At 69.2% G+C, this 14,693-nt stretch carries 14 protein-coding genes; 7 read left to right on the top strand and 7 right to left on the bottom strand.

The genetic code is table 11. The features are described from left to right. Entirely contained in the window at positions 1 to 1,482 is a 1,482-nt protein-coding gene (locus KDB89_RS11165) for an aspartate ammonia-lyase (protein WP_219081020.1), read from the top strand. Between the two features lie 5 nt (positions 1,483 to 1,487). Here the strand turns inward: KDB89_RS11165 and KDB89_RS11160 are convergent, their stop codons facing one another. From KDB89_RS11160 to KDB89_RS11130, 7 genes are all read right to left on the bottom strand, one after another. Beyond that, positions 1,488 to 2,363 carry an SDR family oxidoreductase gene (locus KDB89_RS11160; RefSeq protein WP_219081018.1) on the bottom strand — a complete coding sequence of 292 codons (876 nt, stop codon included), beginning with the start codon at positions 2,361 to 2,363 and terminating at the stop codon, positions 1,488 to 1,490. Positions 2,364 to 2,412: 49 nt separating this feature from the next. Continuing rightward, positions 2,413 to 3,369, bottom strand: coding sequence for a cation efflux transmembrane domain-containing protein (locus KDB89_RS11155; protein ID WP_255556444.1), 957 nt, complete (start codon positions 3,367 to 3,369; stop codon positions 2,413 to 2,415). A 5-nt stretch (positions 3,370 to 3,374) separates the two neighbouring features. Beyond that, positions 3,375 to 3,839 carry a LysR family transcriptional regulator gene (locus tag KDB89_RS11150; protein ID WP_219081014.1) on the bottom strand — a complete coding sequence of 155 codons (465 nt, stop codon included), beginning with the start codon at positions 3,837 to 3,839 and terminating at the stop codon, positions 3,375 to 3,377. 55 nt (positions 3,840 to 3,894) lie between these two features. Further along, complete coding sequence (locus KDB89_RS11145) at positions 3,895 to 4,764, bottom strand: enoyl-CoA hydratase-related protein (protein ID WP_219081012.1); 870 nt, start codon at positions 4,762 to 4,764, stop codon at positions 3,895 to 3,897. Further along, positions 4,761 to 5,693: an NAD(P)H-dependent flavin oxidoreductase gene (locus tag KDB89_RS11140; protein WP_219081011.1), complete on the bottom strand. Its 933-nt coding sequence runs from the start codon at positions 5,691 to 5,693 to the stop codon at positions 4,761 to 4,763. The genes KDB89_RS11145 and KDB89_RS11140 overlap by 4 nt, the downstream gene beginning before the upstream one ends. 28 nt (positions 5,694 to 5,721) lie before the next feature. After that, on the bottom strand, positions 5,722 to 5,976 hold the full coding sequence (locus KDB89_RS11135; RefSeq protein ID WP_219081009.1) for an HPr family phosphocarrier protein: 255 nt from the start codon (positions 5,974 to 5,976) through the stop codon (positions 5,722 to 5,724). Positions 5,977 to 6,106: 130 nt separating this feature from the next. Then, positions 6,107 to 6,736, bottom strand: coding sequence for a helix-turn-helix transcriptional regulator (locus KDB89_RS11130; protein WP_219081007.1), 630 nt, complete (start codon positions 6,734 to 6,736; stop codon positions 6,107 to 6,109). Between the two features lie 73 nt (positions 6,737 to 6,809). Between KDB89_RS11130 and moaA the strand changes: the two genes are divergently transcribed. Genes moaA through narJ form a run of 6 tightly spaced genes read left to right on the top strand, consistent with a single transcriptional unit; the run spans position 6,810 to position 14,692 of the window. Beyond that, a complete protein-coding gene (gene moaA, locus KDB89_RS11125; protein ID WP_219081005.1) occupies positions 6,810 to 7,829 on the top strand; it encodes a GTP 3',8-cyclase MoaA in 1,020 nt (339 codons plus the stop codon). A gap of 15 nt (positions 7,830 to 7,844) precedes the next feature. Next, positions 7,845 to 8,084 carry a MoaD/ThiS family protein gene (locus KDB89_RS11120; RefSeq protein WP_219081003.1) on the top strand — a complete coding sequence of 80 codons (240 nt, stop codon included), beginning with the start codon at positions 7,845 to 7,847 and terminating at the stop codon, positions 8,082 to 8,084. Between the two features lies 1 nt (position 8,085). Continuing rightward, a complete protein-coding gene (mobA, locus tag KDB89_RS11115; RefSeq protein WP_219081001.1) occupies positions 8,086 to 8,733 on the top strand; it encodes a molybdenum cofactor guanylyltransferase in 648 nt (215 codons plus the stop codon). Positions 8,734 to 8,775: 42 nt separating this feature from the next. Further along, positions 8,776 to 12,495: a nitrate reductase subunit alpha gene (locus tag KDB89_RS11110; protein WP_219084299.1), complete on the top strand. Its 3,720-nt coding sequence runs from the start codon at positions 8,776 to 8,778 to the stop codon at positions 12,493 to 12,495. After that, on the top strand, positions 12,495 to 14,072 hold the full coding sequence (gene narH, locus KDB89_RS11105) for a nitrate reductase subunit beta (RefSeq protein WP_255555890.1): 1,578 nt from the start codon (positions 12,495 to 12,497) through the stop codon (positions 14,070 to 14,072). The genes KDB89_RS11110 and narH overlap by 1 nt, the downstream gene beginning before the upstream one ends. After that, positions 14,069 to 14,692, top strand: a complete 624-nt coding sequence (gene narJ, locus KDB89_RS11100) for a nitrate reductase molybdenum cofactor assembly chaperone (protein WP_219080999.1) — start codon at positions 14,069 to 14,071, stop codon at positions 14,690 to 14,692. Before narH ends, narJ begins: the two co-directional genes overlap by 4 nt. Position 14,693: the final 1 nt, after the last annotated feature.

Below are 14,693 nucleotides of genomic sequence, written 5' to 3'. Positions count from 1 at the left end.
ATGCCTCGCACAGAGAGAGACTCGCTCGGAGAGCTGCAGATACCCGATGACGCGTACTGGGGAATCAACACGGCTCGCGCGATGGAGAACTTCCCCATCAGCCGGCGCGAGATCAGCGTCTACCCGGATCTGATCATCGCCTACGCCCAGGTGAAACAGGCCGCGGCAAGGGCGAACAGGGACATCGGGGTCCTCGACGCCGAGCGCGCCGACCTGATCGACCGCGCGGCCCAGGACATCATCGACGGTTCGCTGCATGACCAGTTCGTCGTCGGCGTCATCCAGGGCGGCGCCGGCACGTCGACCAACATGAACGTCAACGAGGTCATCGCCAACCGGGCCCTCGAGCTCGCGGGCCGGCCGAAGGGCGACTACGACTTCCTCTCGCCCAACGACCACGTCAACCGCTCGCAGTCCACCAACGACACCTATCCGAGCGCCGTCAAGCTGTCGATCGCCTACGGGCTCGGCCGGCTCGCGAATGAGATGCGACTGCTGCGCAGCTCATTCGCGTCGAAGGGGCGGGAGTTCCGCGAGGTCCTGAAGGTGGGCCGCACGCAGCTGCAGGACGCCGTGCCGATGACGCTCGGGCAGGAGTTCCGCGGCTTCGCCACGACGCTGGGCGAGGACATCGCGCGCATCGAGGACGTCCGGCCGCTGCTGCTGGAGGTCAACCTCGGCGCCACCGCGATCGGCACCGGCATCGCGTCGGTGCCCGACTTCGGCCCGGCCGTCATCTCGCACCTGCGGGAGATCACCGGGTTCGACGAGCTCGTCGAGGCGGGCGACCTGATCGAGGCGACCAGCGACACCGGCGTGTTCATGTCCGCGTCGTCGGTCATGAAGCGGGCGGCGATGAAGCTGTCGAAGATCTGCAACGACCTGAGGCTGCTGAGCTCGGGCCCGCAGGCCGGGCTGGGGGAGATCAACCTCCCCGCGAAGCAGGCCGGGAGCTCGATCATGCCCGGCAAGGTGAACCCGGTCATCCCGGAGGCGGTCAACCAGGTCGCGTTCATCATCGCCGGCTCCGACGTGACCATCGCGATGGCGAGCGAGGCCGGACAGCTGCAGTTGAACGCCTTCGAGCCGGTCATGGCGCACGTGCTGCTGCAGAACACGGCGTGGCTGCGTCGGTCGGTCCGCACGCTGCGGATCAACTGCGTCGACGGGATCACGGCCAACACCGCGCACCTGCGGGCGATGGTCGACAGCTCCGTCGGCGTCATCACGGCGCTGATCCCGCGGATCGGCTATCTCCACGCCGCCCGGCTGGCGAAGCAGGCGCTGCACGAGGGCGTCCCCGTCCGGTCGCTGATCCTGGCGGAGGGGCTGATGTCGCCCGACGAGCTGGACAAGGCCCTCGACCCGCACGGACTGTCCGGCGGGCTGTTCGACACGAGCGTGCTGCCGCGGCTGACGCCGGAGGTGATCGCGGGCCTTGAGGCCCAGCTCGACGAGGCGGATCGCAGGGACCTCGCCTGAACGCCCTACAGGTGTTTACCGCCAGTCACGGGCAGCACCGCGCCGGAGGTGTAGCTGGCGTCCTCGGAGGCCAGGTAGACGTAGGCGCCTGCCAGCTCGGCCGGCTGCCCCGCCCGGCCGAGCGGCGTGTCCTGACCGAACGTGGCCAACCTCTCGGCATCCCAGCCTGTGCCGGGGATGAGCGGCGTCCAGATGGGCCCGGGTGCGACTGCGTTGACGCGGATGCCCTTCTCGCCCAGTTCGTCGGCGGCGGCCTGCACGAACGCGACCTGGGCCGCCTTGGTCATGGCGTAGTCGATGATCGAGTGCGACGGGTTGTAAGCCTGGATCGATGCAGTCACGATGATCGAGCTGCCCGGCTCCAGCCGAGGCACGGCCGCCCGGGCGCTCCACAGCATGCCGTACAGGTTCGTTCGGAAGACCCGGTCGAACTCCTCGGTGGGCAGCGTCTCGATGCCGTCACGGTCCTTCTGGTATCCGGCGTTGAGCACCAGGATGTCGAGGCCGCCGAACTCCTCGACGGTGGACTCCACGATGCCGGTGGCGAAGTCCTCGTCGCGAACGTCCCCAGGCAGGGAGAGCCCCCGACGGCCGGCCCGCTCGATCAGGGCAATGGTGTCGGCCGCGTCGGCGTGCTCCTCTGGGAGGTGGGCGATTGCCACGTCGGCGCCCTCCCGGGCGAAGGCGATGGCGACGGCGCGTCCGATGCCTGAGTCTCCGCCGGTGATCAGCGCCCTGCGGCCGGCCAGCCTGCCGCTGCCGGTGTAGCTGGCTTCGCCGTGATCCGGCCTGGGTGAGGTCTCGTCGGTGAGGCCAGGCTGGCTCTGCTCCTGATCAGGGAAGCCGCCCGTGTGGTGGCTGACGCGCGGGTCGTGGGTCATCGTCTCAACTCCTGAGGGGTCGGGGCTGCGAATCTACGCACCGGCCGGTTCACCCGGCCCCGAATCTCGTTTCGTCCGGCAGGGAGGAGACGGGGATCAGCGCGATGTCCTGTGCCTTCCAGTCCAGGGCTGCCACATCGTCGCGGGTGGCCTCCAACTGCTCGATGCTCACCTCGGCGCGGGGGATCACGAACACCTCGATGTGGAACACCTGCCCCATGTCGCGCATCCGGACAGAAGCGTCTCGCACCCATGCCTCGCGGCGGACCCGCTTGACGATGTCGCTCGACAATGGGTGGGGTTCGGAGTCGTCGAAGCTGCGCGCCCGCTGGTCCATGAGGTCCAGGACTGCAGAGGACGAGTTCCTCCAACCATCCTTGACGATGCCCAGCGAGATGAACAGGGCAGCGACGCCGTCAAGCCACCACCAGCCGATGCCGATGCCGAGTACACCTATCACGGAGGCCGCCGTGGTGGTCCAGTCTGCCTTCGACATGTCCGCGTCTGTGAACAGCACCTTGTTGTGCAGGTCGGGGGCCAGCTTGAGCTTGGCACGGCCGTAGACGAATGGCCCCCACATTGTGCCGACCATGACTGCGACCATGCACCATCCCAGCCAGATCGTGTGGCCGAACAGGTTCACGGTGCCGATCGCGGGATGCTCGGCCCTGGCCAGACCCAGGGCGGACTCGACAGCGAGCAGCGCACCGATGAGCAGGAGTGCCACCCCGGCAACCAGGTGGCCGACCCCCATGGCGCGGTGCAGGCCGTAGGGGAACCGTCGGCTGGGCGGTTGCCGGATGAACAGTAGGGCGACCAGGAACGAGATCTGGGGCAGCAGAGAGAGGATGTCCTCAACCCAGGCGGTCTTCATCGCTTGCGAGCCGCCGATCACCACGGCGATCAGCATGATGGTCGCCGCGGAGTAGCCCAGCGTGAACCACTCCCAGAAGATCGCCTTGCGCAGGGCCTCCTGCTGTCGCTGCGGCAGATCGGTGCGTCCCATGGACTTCACGGGCCCACCTCCGCGTCGAGGAATGTCTCCAGCGCGCTCTGGAACCGATTCTCGCCAAGCGGGAGCAGCAGCACGACCTTTCGGCCATCCGCGCCGGGAACGGTGTCATACCCGCGGGTCTGCGAGGCCCGCTCCGTCCAGGGTGATTCGTCGGTCATGGGGCCGATCCCAAGGTCGATCCGACCGGCCTCGAGCGCGTCGACGATCTCCTCCTCGCCCAGCACGGTGAACTCGATGTCCGCGTCGCGCGTCGCGGCAAACTCATCGACCAGGTCCGGCAGGGGGCCGGTCACGTGTGCTCCGTCGACCCGGACGAGCCCCTGCGCCGGTGAGGCACCGACTCGGAGGGTGGTGCCGGTGATCCGGTCCAAGGCCCCGTCCGGATCGTGTGGGATCGTGACCCCGCAGCCGATGACCAGGCAGCAGGCCAGCCCTGACCCCGCGATCCCCAGGCTGCGCATGCGGTCTCCTCACAATCGACTCCGAGCGTACGACGTCAGGGTTTCGCTGGTCTGATCACGCCCGCAGGAAGATGTGGTCGAAGCCGTGGGGCGCCGGCTGGTTGAAGTGCGGCTCGCGCTTGGCGAGGAAGGCCAGCCCGCCCTCCCGGCCGTCGCCGTGCGCCGCGTGGCGCAGGGCCAGCGACTCGTCCAGGTGGGCCTCCAGCACGCCGACGTCGGCGAGGTGGCGGTAGACCAGCTGGCGGGTGAGCGCGACGGCGTGCGGGGAGCGGCCACGCGTCAGCCGGTCGGCCAGCGCGTGGGCCGCGGGCAGCAGCTCGTCGGGCTCGTGGACCGAGCCGACGAGGCCGACCTCGTGGGCCCGTGCCGCGTCGATGATGTCGCCGGTGTAGAGCAACTCCAGCGCCGACGGCACGCCGATCAGCCGCGGCAGGAACCAGGTCGAGCACGCCTCGGGCGTGATGCCGAGCCGCGCGAAGACGAAGCCCATCCGGGCGTGGGTGGAGGCCAGGCGGAAGTCCATCGGCAGCGTCATGGTCGAGCCGATCCCTACTGCGGGGCCGTTGATGGCCGCGATGACGGGCTTGCGGCACTCGAGGATCGCGAGCGTCAGCTTGCCGCCGGGTTCGCGGGCCCCGTCGGAGACCTCGGGCTCCTGCCAGCGCTCCGCGAGCTCGGCCGGGGTGAGATCCATGCGGGGATCGAAGCCGAACACGTTGTCGGAGTCGCTCAGCTCCATGCCGGCGCAGAACGCGCGGCCCGCGCCGGTGACGATGATCGCGCGCACGGCGGCGTCGGCGTCGAGGCCTCGCAGCGCGTCGACGAAGTCGGCGCCCATGTCGAGCGTGAAGGCGTTGAGGACACCCGGACGGTTGAGGGTGAGGGTTGCGATGCCGTCGTCGACGGTGGTGGTCACGGTACTCACGGGTGCCTCCTCAGGCGTTTCACGGCGGCGGCGTACTCCTCGTCGAGCCGGTACACGAGTTGCGCGACCGACGGGGTGTCGGTGATGCCCGCGACCGACTGACCGGCGGACCAGATGTCGCGCCAGGCCTTCGCGTCGGACGGCGACGGCGACGTCAGGTGCGTGAGGTCGACGGGGCCGGGCGGCGCCGCCGGGTCGATGCCTGCGCGGGTCAGGCTCTCGGCGAGGAAGTTCGCCGGGATCGAGCTGACGGTGGGCGTGTAGACGATGTCCTCGGGGGCCGCGGCCGCGAGCATGTCCTTGTACTCCTGCGGGGCGAGCGACTCCTGCGTCGCGACGAACCGCGTGCCGAGGTAGGCGAGGTCGGCGCCGAGCGCGATGGCGGCGGCGACGTCGGCTCCGGTGCTGAGCCCTCCGCCGAGCAGCAGGGTCCCGTCGTAGAAGGACCGCACGGCGGTGACGAAGGAGAACGGGTTCAGCGTGCCGGCGTGCCCGCCTGCGCCGGCGGAGACGAGGATCAGGCCGTCGACCCCGGCGGCGATCGCCCGGCGCGCGTGGGCCAGCGTCGTGACGTCGTGGAAGACCAGTCCGCCGTAGGCGTGCACGGCCGCGACGACGCGGTCGGAGGCGCCCAGCGACGTGATGACGACGGGGACGCGGCGCCGAGCGATGACCTCGAGGTCGTCGTCGAGCCGGGGATTCGAGGAGTGGACGATCAGGTTCACCGCGTACGGGGCGTCGCGGGCCCCGGCCGAGATGAGGGCCAGCCACTCGTCGAACCCTCCTGTGGTGCGCCGGTTCAGCGCGGGGAAGGAGCCCAGCACCCCGGCGTGTGCGCAGGCCAGCACCAGGTCGGGGCCGGACACCAGGAACATGGGTGCGGCGACGACGGGCAGCCGAAGCCCCGTCAGCCGTTCAGGCAGCGCCATTGCAGCCTCAGCGTCGGTGGGGGTGGGCTCAGGCGTCCAGGTCCTGCTCGACCATGGCGGCGATCCTGTCCACGGCCTCCGCATTGTCGGAGGTCACCGTGACCTCGGCGCCTTTCTCCGCCCCGAGGGTCATGATCAGCAGCGAGCTGGCCGCATCGACCTCGGAGTCGCCCATCTGCAGGAAGATGTCGTCGTCGTACTCGCCGGCGGCAGCCGCGATGAGCGCGGCGGGGCGGGCGTGCAGACCGACGTGCGATCCGACGGTCACTGTCTTGCTGGGCAAGGTGTGCTCCTTTACACAGGGGGCGCCAGGTGGCGGGCCTCCAGCTTAGCGGCTCCCCCCGGGCCCTTCCCCGGCGCCGCGGTCTGTCCCGGCCACCCATTGGGTGGTCGGGAGCCGCGCGGTCGCGCGGTCAGTGACGGGAGACCTCGACCGAGCAGCTGTTCTCGCCGATCGCCATCGGTCCCGCGCTCAGGTCGTCGCTGACGGCGCTGAGGAAGCCGTCGATGAACCCTGCGTGGATCGCGCAGACGAGCGGCAGCTGCTGAGGCGAGATGGCGCTCCTGAACGGACAGCGCACGAAACAGAGTTGTTGGTCATCGCGTACAGGAGCGAAGCCGCGTTCGGCGAGGTGATGGGCGAGGGCATCGAGCACCTCGTCGTCATCGAGCTGCCCCGGGGCCTTGTCGGCCCCCCAGGCCCGACCCGCCTGCCGCCCGGCCGACTGACCCTCCGGCGTATCGCCCAGCTGGCCGAGCAGGAGCTCGATCAGTTCGAGAAGGTGGGAGTGGCCCATTGCGGGGGCGTCGTGGGTCGCCGTGTACAGGAGCGGCGGGCGACCGTTGCCGGAAGGAACTCCCGGTATCCGCACCGCATAACCGGCCTCCACGAGCGCGTCCAGGTGGAACCGGGCGGAGTTGCGGTGGAGCTGCAGCGCTGAGGCGATCTCGGGAACTGTGAGGTGGCCGGGAGCGTCGAGCAGGAGCGACAGCACCTCGGAGCGGGTTGCTCCCAGATGTAGTTGCTGCGTCGTGGCGGTCACCCCTGAATTGTCACACCGACCGTCACAAGTTCAGAATCGGGGGCTCGGAGGGACACGTTGCTACTGTTTGCCCATGTTCCTTGGGTTATTGGGGGACCGGTTCGGCCGGACGGCACGCGATCTGCGCGTGTCGTTGACAGACCGCTGCAATCTGCGATGCAGCTACTGCATGCCCGCCGAGGGGCTCGCGTGGCTGCCCACCGAGGCGACCCTCACCGACGCGGAGGTGATCCGGCTGCTCGGCGTCGCTGTGGAACGGCTTGGCATCACGCGGGTCAGGTTCACCGGCGGCGAGCCGCTGCTGCGCCGCGGGCTCGAGGAGATCGTGGCCGCAGCCGCCGCCCTCCGAGGGCCGGACGGACGCCCAGAGCTGGCGCTCACCACCAACGGCCTCGGCCTCGATCGGAGGGCAGCGGCGCTGCGTGCTGCCGGCCTCGACCGGGTCAATGTCTCGCTCGACTCACTCGACCCCGAGCGCTATGCCGCACTGGCCCGCCGGGACAGGCTTCCGGACGTTCTCGCGGGCATCGAAGCCGCTGCGGCGGCGGGCCTTTCACCGGTCAAGATCAACGCCGTCGTGATGCGTGGCGCCAACGAAGCCGATGTGGTGCCCCTTGCTCACTTCTGCCTGGATCGCGGGTATCAACTGAGGTTCATCGAACAGATGCCCCTCGGCCCGCAGGGTGAATGGGACAGGGAGAACCTCGTGACGGCCGACGAGGTGCTCGGCCTCCTGCGCGACGCATTCGACCTCTCTCCGGCCGTCGAGCCACGGGGCGCAGCCCCCGCAGAGCTGTGGGATGCCACCGGCCGCGACGGTGCGCCGGCGGGCCGGATCGGCGTGATCGCCTCCGTGACGCACCCGTTCTGTGGCGCCTGTGACCGAACCCGCCTGACGGCAGACGGGCAACTGCGGTCGTGCCTGTTCTCGCGCCGGGAAGGCGACCTCCGGTCGTTGCTGCGGTCGGGGGCCAGCGACGACGAACTCGCCGAGGCGTGGTGCGCGGCCCAGTGGGCGAAGCCGGCGGCCCATGGCATCGACACTGCAGGCTTCGTTCCGCCGACCCGCACGATGAGCGCTATCGGCGGCTGAGAGAGGAAGACCGACATGGAAGTGCGTTTCTTCGCCGGAGCCGCGGAGGCGGCGGGGGTCGAATCCCTGCAGCTCGACGGCGAGCCCGCGACCCGGGCTGATCTCGTCGCGCACCTCGCGCGCGACAACGAGCGGCTGGCACGGGTGCTGGAGGTCAGCGCGTTGCTCGCCGACGGCGTCCGGCTGACGCAACCTGCCAGCTCCCTGGCAGGCGTCCAACGAGTCGACGTGCTTCCGCCCTTCGCGGGCGGCTGACGTGAGATCCGCCGCTGTCATCCTCGCGGGTGGCAGATCCTCGCGGATGGCCGCCGACAAGCTCTCACTGGAGATAGGCGGGTGCAGTCTCCTGGAACGCGCTGTGCGGGCGGCCGACGCGGTCGCGGCGCCCATCGTGGTGGCCGGGGCCCGGCCTCCCTGGTGGCCGGCGATCGACCCGACCGTCGTGTTCGTCAGCGAGGATCCGCCGTTCGGTGGTCCTGTGGCCGGCATCGCGGCGGGTCTGAGCGTTCTGGGGGCGGAGACGGAGCGGGTCTTCGTGCTGGCGGGCGACCTGGCGGATCCGGCGGCGGTGGTCGCCGCGCTGACCGAGGTTGAGGCCGGCGACGACGGCGTCGTCCTGGAGGACGCTCAGGGCTGGCCCCAGTACCTGGCGGGTCTCTACGACGCTGTCGCGCTCCGGGCAGCGCTGGCCGGCCTTGGCGTGGCGCGTGACGTATCGGTCCGGGCTCTCATGGCGACCCTCGCACTACGTCGACTTCCAGCGAACCCGCTTGTCACGCGCGATTTAGATACCCCGGATGATGCGAAAATGGCCGGGGCCCAGTTGCCGCCGATGCGGGTCGACGGGGCGCTGCCGGGCCGCAGATGCGGGCCGTCCGCGTCCATCCACGACCTGGAGTCCTAGATGCCTCAAAAACGGGTGTTCTGACGATTTCTTTGTGCAAAGCTGTCGCCCATGGATCAGACAGCGCGACTCGACGGCCCAGCCTCCGAGGCCCTGCTCAAGCTGGGGAAGTTCTTCACCCGTTGGGACGAGACGTCGGATCAACGTGCGGTCTTCCGCGAGGGGGGTCGCGCCGGCGACGTGTTCTACCGCGACCGCTGGAGCCACGACAAGGTGGTGCGTTCGACCCATGGCGTCAACTGCACCGGTTCCTGCTCGTGGAAGGTCTACGTCAAGGATGGGATCATCACCTGGGAGTCCCAGCAGACCGACTACCCCTCAACGGGTCCGGACCGCCCGGAGTACGAGCCCCGCGGGTGCCCCCGTGGCGCAGCGTTCTCCTGGTACACCTATTCGCCCACGCGGGTCCGCTACCCGTACGGCCGCGGGGTGCTGCTCGAGATGTACCGGGAGGCGAAGGCCCGCCTCGGTGACCCGGTCGAGGCGTTCCGGGAGGTCTCCACCGATCCGCTCAAGCGGCGCCGCTACCAACAGGCCCGTGGCAAGGGCGGGCTGGTGCGCATCACCTGGGATGAGGCCCTGGAGATCGCCGCCGCCAGCTACATCAACACGATCGCGAACTACGGCCCCGACCGCCTCGTCTCGTTCTCGCCCATCCCCGCCATGAGCATGGTCTCGCACGCGATCGGCACCCGGTTCACGCACCTTCTCGGCGGCGCGATGACGAGCTTCTACGACTGGTACGCGGACCTGCCCGTCGCCAGCCCGCAGATCTTCGGCGACCAGACTGACGTGCCGGAGTCCGGAGACTGGTGGGACGCCACCTACCTCATGATGTGGGGCTCCAACGTCCCCGTGACCAGGACCCCCGACGCCCATTGGATGGCGGAGGTCCGCTACCGCGGCACCAAGGTCGTGGCCGTGAGCCCCGACTACGCGGACAACGTCAAGTTCGCCGACGAGTGGCTGCCCGCCCAGGCGGGCACCGACGCTGCGCTGGCCATGGCCATGGGCCACGTCATCCTCAAGGAGAACTTCGTCGACCGCACTGTGGACTTCTTCGACGACTACGTCAAGCAGTTCACCGACTTCGGGATGCTCGTGACGCTTGAGGAGCACCCGGACGGCCACGGCCTGACCGCCGGGAAGTTCCTCGCTGCCGCCGACCTGACGGGCGAGGCCAGGCAGGCTGACGCGTCGTTCAAGACAGTCATGTGGGACCGCGCCTCCGGAGCCCCGGCCGTGCCGAAGGGATCGATGGGGTTCCGCTACAACGAGGAGGACGCGGGCCAGTGGAACCTGGACCTCGGCGAGCTGCGCCCCACGCTCAGCCTCCTCGACGTGCCGGGGGCGGAGGGACGTGAGGTCGCACTGCCCTGCTTCGAGGACCCCAGGGGAGTCGGCAGCATCATCCGACGCGGCGTCCCGACGCTAGTCGTGGAGGGCAGGCTGGTCACCACCGTCTTCGATCTGATGCTTGCGCAGTACGGCGTTGGCCGCGAGGGTCTGCCGGGATCGTGGGCCAGCGGCTACGACGACGTGACCTCGCCCTACACGCCCGCGTGGCAGGCGGAGATCACCTCGGTTCCGGCTGAGGCCTGCATCCGCACGGCCCGCGAGTTCGCCCGCAATTCCGAGGCGTCCAACGGGCGCACGATGATCATCATCGGGGCCGGTATCTGCCACTGGTTCCACGCCGACGTCACGTACCGCGCGATCATCGCGCTGCTCATGATGACCGGCTGCATCGGCCGCAACGGCGGGGGATGGGCGCACTACGTCGGCCAGGAGAAGTGCCGTCCCATGACGGGCTGGTTCAACATGGCCAACGCCATGGACTGGCAGCGTCCGCCGCGCACCATGATCGGCACCGCGTACTGGTACATGCACACCGACCAGTGGCGCACCGACGGGTTCTCGGCGGACATCGTCACGTCGCCGCTGTCGAAGGGCAACCTCGATCACCTGCACACCGCGGACGCCGTCGCGGAGGCGAACCGGCTGGGGTGGATGCCCTTCTACCCGCAGTTCGCCACCAACCCACTCGATCTCGCCGACGAGGCGACCGCGGCCGTCGAGCGGGGCGAGGCCGCCAGCGTCCAGGCCTACATCGCCGACAGGGTGAAGGCGGGCGACCTGAAGAGCTCGATCGAGGACATCGACGCGCCCGAGAACTGGCCGCGCACCATGATGCTCTGGCGCTCGAACCTGTTCGGATCCTCCGCGAAGGGGGCCGAGTACTTCAGCAAGCATCTGCTGGGCACGCACAACAACGTGATGCCCAACCCCGACGCCACGGTCAACCGCCCCGAGGTCGTCGCGTGGCACGACGAGGCGCCGGAGGGCAAGCTCGACCTGCTCATGACGGCGGACTTCCGCATGACCAGTTCGACGCTCCTCTCGGACATCGTCTTCCCCGCGGCCACCTGGTACGAGAAGCACGACCTGTCGAGCACCGACATGCACCCCTTCGTCCACGCCTTCACGCCGGCCATCGACCCGCCGTGGGAGACGCGCAGCGACTTCCAGCTGTTCACAGGACTCGCCGAGCGCATCTCGGAGCTCGCGCGGGGCCGGCTCGACACCCGCAAGGACATCGTCGCGGTCGCGCTGCAGCACGACACCCCCGGCCAGCTCAGGCAGCCGGGCGGCCACGCCCCGGACTGGCGGGGCACGGACCGGCCTGCGGTGCCTGGGGAGAACTTCCCGACACTGGCGGTCGTCGAGCGTGACTACACGGCCATCGCCGACAAGCTGCTCTCGGTCGGCCCGCTGGCCGAGAAGCTGGGATTCACGGTCAAGAACATCACCTACAAGGTCGGCCACCAGGTCAACCAGCTGGCCAGGCTGCACGGCGTGTACCCGTCGGGCCCGGCGGAGGGTCGTCCGGCGATCGACACCGACCAGAAGCTGGCCGAGGCGATCCTGATGTTCTCCGGCACCACCAACGGGGAACTCGCCACGCAGGGCTTCAGAGAGCTGGAGATCAGGACCGGGCGCCACCTCATCGACCTCGCGGAGGGCTCGGAGGAACGGCGCATCACGTTCCGCGAGACGCAGCAGGCTCCCCAGCCGGTCATCTCGTCGCCCGAGTGGTCGGGCTCAGAGACCGGCGGACGCCGCTACACGGCATTCACCACGAACGTGGAGCGCCTCAAGCCCTGGCACACGCTCACCGGCCGGATGCACTTCTTCCTCGACCACGACTGGATGATCGACGCCGGAGAGCAACTTCCGACGTTCCGGCCCCCGCTCGACATGACCCGCGCCTACGGGGAGCCGGAGCTCGGTCCCAACGGCGAGAAGGCGATCACCGTGCGCTACCTGACCGTGCACAACAAGTGGTCGATCCATTCCGAGTACCAGGACAACCTGTTCATGCTCAGCCTCGGCCGAGGCGGGCCGCAGGCGTGGCTCAGCGTCAACGACGCGGCCTCGATCGGCGTCAAGGACAACGAGTGGGTGGAGCTCACCAACGCCAACGGCGTCTTCGTGGCCCGCGCTGTCGTCACGTCCAAGCTGCCCGACGGCATCGCGTACGTGCAGCACGCACAGGAGCGCACCATCGACGTGCCGAAGTCGCAGGCGACGGGACGCCGAGGCGGCATCCACAACTCGGTCACCCGCATCCTGCTGAAGCCGACCCACCTCATCGGCGGCTACGCGCACCAGGCATACGCGTTCAACTACATCGGCCCCACCGGCGTGCAGCGGGACATCGTCTCGACCGTCCGCCGCCGCTCCCAGGAGGTGCAGTACTGATGTCACGCAGAGTGATGGCCCAGATGGCCATGGTGATGAACCTCGACAAGTGCATCGGGTGTCACACGTGCTCGGTCACCTGCAAGCAGGCGTGGACCAACCGGGCCGGCGTCGAGTACGTGTGGTTCAACAACGTGGAGACAAGGCCAGGGCAGGGCTACCCGCGCGGGTACGAGGACCAGGACAGGTGGCAGGGCGGCTGGGAGCGCACGCGCTCCGGGCGCCTCAGGCTGCGCTCGGGGGGCCGGTTCAAGAAGCTCATCAGCATCTTCGCCTCCCCGGTGCAGCCGGGGATCGACGACTACTACGAGCCATGGACCTACGACTACGAGATGCTCACCAGCGCCCCCCTCGGAGACGACTTCCCCGTCGCCCGGCCCAGGTCGCTGGTGAGCGGCGAGAACCTGGCGATCAAGGCGTCGGCCAACTGGGACGACGCGCTGGGCGGCGTTGCCGACACCGAGGCGAACGACCCCATCATGCGGAAGCTGCGCGAGGAGGCCAACCTCCGGATCAAGCTCGAGTACGAGAAGTCCTTCATGTTCTACGTGCCGCGCATCTGCGAGCACTGCCTGAACCCGTCGTGCATGGCCTCGTGTCCCTCAGGCGCGATCTACAAGCGGGCCGAGGACGGCATCGTGCTGGTCGACCAGGACCGCTGCCGCGGCTGGCGCCAGTGCATCACCGGCTGCCCGTACAAGAAGATCTACTTCAACCACCGCTCGGGCAAGGCCGAGAAGTGCACCATGTGTTACCCGCGCCTCGAGGTGGGGCTGCCGACGGTGTGCTCCGAGACCTGCGTCGGCAGGCTGCGCTACCTCGGCATCATCCTCTACGACCCCGACCGGGTCACCGCGGCGGCGCTCGCTGACGACCGGGACCTCTACGAGTCGCAGCTAGACGTCATGCTCGACCCCCACGACCCGCAGGTCATCGCCGACGCCCGCGCCAGCGGCATCCCCCAGGACTGGCTCGACGCGGCCAGGAAGTCACCGACCTACGCGCTCATCAAGCACTTCAAGGTGGCCCTGCCGCTGCATCCTGAGTACCGCACCATGCCTATGGTCTGGTACATCCCGCCGCTCAGCCCAGTGGTCGACCTCCTGCAGTCGCAGGGTCACGACGCGGAGGCGGGAGGAAATCTGTTCGGCGCGATCGACAGCCTGCGCATCCCGTTGGAGTACCTGGCGGAGCTGTTCACCGCCGGCGACGTGGAGCCGGTGCGGCTGGTGCTGCAGAAGCTGGCCGCCATGCGCGCCTACATGCGCGACGTGACGCTCGGCAACCCCCGTGACCCCGAACTCGCCGCGGCCGTCGGCATGACTCCGGAGGCGCTGGAGCAGATGTACCGGCTGCTCGCGATCGCCAAGTACGAGGAGCGGTACGTCATCCCCAAGGCCCACATCGGCGACGCCCACAACCTCGAGGAGATGGGCTGTTCGCTCGACTTCGAGGGCGGGCCGGGTGCCGGTGGGGAAGGGCCGTTCGGCAGCAGCTCGGGCCGGGCGGTCCCCGTCGCGATCGAGACCTACGCCGACGCCAAGGCGCGTCGCGAGGAAGCCGAGGCCTCCCGATGAGCCGCGCAAAGCTCCCCGTCCCGCCGCCCAGAACGCACCGGATCGTCTACGCCGCGGCAGCCCGGCTGCTCAGCTACCCCGACGAGGAACTGCTGGGGCAGCTCGACCTGCTCGAGGCCGCCGCGGGAGAGGTCGGCGCGGCGCAGGCGTTCGCCCCGACCCTCGCGCACCTGAGGTCGATGCCGATGATGGAACTGCAGGGCTGGCACGTCCAGGAGTTTGACCTGTCGCGTCGTCACGCCCTCCACCTGACGTACTGGACCGACGGCGACACCCGGCGCCGGGGAGAGGTGCTGGCCGCCATCAAGCAGACCTACCGGGACTCAGGGCTGGTCGTCGACCTCGACGGCGAGCTGCCCGACTACCTCCCGATGGTGCTGGAGTTCGCCGCCACAGGGGCGCCCGCCCTCGGGGTCGGCCTGCTGAACACCTACCGCGCCTCGCTTGAGCTGCTGAGGCTCGGCCTGGAGCAGGACGACCTACCGCACGCCGGTGTCGTCCGCGCCATCTGCGACACCCTCGGCGGACCCTCTCCGGCGAGCCGTGCCGAGGTGCAGGAGCTCCTCGGCGGAACGCCCACCGAGTATGTGGGCCTCGAACCGTTCAGTCTGAGGAGTTGAC

Source organism: Tessaracoccus palaemonis, from assembly GCF_019316905.1.
GTDB classification, from domain to species: domain Bacteria; phylum Actinomycetota; class Actinomycetes; order Propionibacteriales; family Propionibacteriaceae; genus Arachnia; species Arachnia palaemonis.
The sequence above is the reverse complement of the archived record's forward strand: the minus strand, read 5'-3'. Positions and strand labels throughout refer to the sequence as shown.

Bases quoted from the DNA above. Each gene is read 5' to 3' on its own strand.
- KDB89_RS11140 (WP_219081011.1), bottom strand. From the start codon at position 5,693: ATGGCGCTGCCTGAACGGCTGACGGGGCTTCGGCTGCCCGTCGTCGCC.
- KDB89_RS11150 (WP_219081014.1), bottom strand. From the start codon at position 3,839: ATGCGCAGCCTGGGGATCGCGGGGTCAGGGCTGGCCTGCTGCCTGGTC.
- narH (WP_255555890.1), top strand. From the start codon at position 12,495: ATGTCACGCAGAGTGATGGCCCAGATGGCCATGGTGATGAACCTCGAC.
- KDB89_RS11165 (WP_219081020.1), top strand. From the start codon at position 1: ATGCCTCGCACAGAGAGAGACTCGCTCGGAGAGCTGCAGATACCCGAT.
- moaA (WP_219081005.1), top strand. From the start codon at position 6,810: ATGTTCCTTGGGTTATTGGGGGACCGGTTCGGCCGGACGGCACGCGAT.
- narJ (WP_219080999.1), top strand. From the start codon at position 14,069: ATGAGCCGCGCAAAGCTCCCCGTCCCGCCGCCCAGAACGCACCGGATC.
- KDB89_RS11155 (WP_255556444.1), bottom strand. From the start codon at position 3,369: ATGGGACGCACCGATCTGCCGCAGCGACAGCAGGAGGCCCTGCGCAAG.
- KDB89_RS11160 (WP_219081018.1), bottom strand. From the start codon at position 2,363: ATGACCCACGACCCGCGCGTCAGCCACCACACGGGCGGCTTCCCTGAT.
- KDB89_RS11120 (WP_219081003.1), top strand. From the start codon at position 7,845: ATGGAAGTGCGTTTCTTCGCCGGAGCCGCGGAGGCGGCGGGGGTCGAA.